General features: G+C 49.3%; 1 protein-coding gene. It reads right to left on the reverse strand.

Annotated elements, in window-relative coordinates; all coding sequences use genetic code 11:
- Positions 1-83 precede the first annotated feature (83 nt).
- On the reverse strand, positions 84-1,021 hold a 938-nt coding region (locus MiSe_RS49260; RefSeq protein ID WP_264197169.1), incomplete at its 5' end, for a sensor histidine kinase.

The raw sequence follows: 1,021 nt of genomic DNA on the forward strand, positions 1-1,021 counted from the left end.
GCGAGTGGGGAAGGGAGGCATATCGTCAATCCCAATCCCGTCTCTTTCCCCACATCTTTACTGCTAACAAACTCGAATTACGTTTACACCACCACCTTAGGCAAGGTAATTCTAAATTCCGTATAACAGTTAAGTGAGCTCTCAACGCTTAAAGTTCCCCCATGCTGCTCCACAATAATATCGTGGGTGAGCGATAATCCCAATCCCGTACCCTCACCAGTGGGTTTGGTAGTAAAGAATGGCTCAAAGATTTTCTCTTGAATTTCTGATGTCATGCCACACCCATTATCCCTCAAGCGAATTTCGATGCAGTTGCCGCAGTTAGTGGTAGCAATTTCAATCAGTGGAGTAAAGTTAGGCTCCCCCTTCCTGTGCTTTGCTCGCACCGCATAACAAGCATTATCCAGCAAGTTAATCAAAGCGCGACTCAGAGCATTGGGTATCACTTCTAACGTGCCAATCGAGTCGTCATATTGAGTGTGGAAGGTGATATTCACATGGGGGTCGCCACCGCGCTGGCTGTGATAGACAAGCTGTATAGCCTCGCTCAGCAGTTGATTGAGATTGGTGGTTTGGCGCTGTGGGGAGTCACTGCCGCTCTTGGCGTGTTCCATCATGCTGCGAATGATATTCTCCGCTCTTTGACCGTGACGATGGATGGTGGCGGCGTTATCTTTGAGATCGGTTAATAATTCTTGGATATATTCCTGGTCTGGGGTGGGATTTTCCAGTTCTGCCAACACTTCAAGGGTTAATTCCACCGAGCTTTCGGCATAATTGTTGACGAAGTTGAGGGGGTTACGCAGTTCGTGAGCAATGCCTGCGGTTAAAGTGCCAAGGGCAGCGAGTTTTTCTTGCGCCACCATCTGTTTTTGCGCCGCTTGCAGTTGTGCGGTCCGTTCTGCAACTTTGACCTCAAGCTTGTGGGAATAGTCTTCGAGTTGCTGATACAGGCGCGCATTTTGCAGCGAGATAGCAGCTTGGGAACAGATCAGGTTGAGCAGTTCGACGCGATCGCGCG

The sequence above is a fragment of the Microseira wollei NIES-4236 genome, assembly GCF_020521235.1.
In the GTDB taxonomy this organism is placed as follows: Bacteria; Cyanobacteriota; Cyanobacteriia; order Cyanobacteriales; family Aerosakkonemataceae; genus Microseira; species Microseira wollei.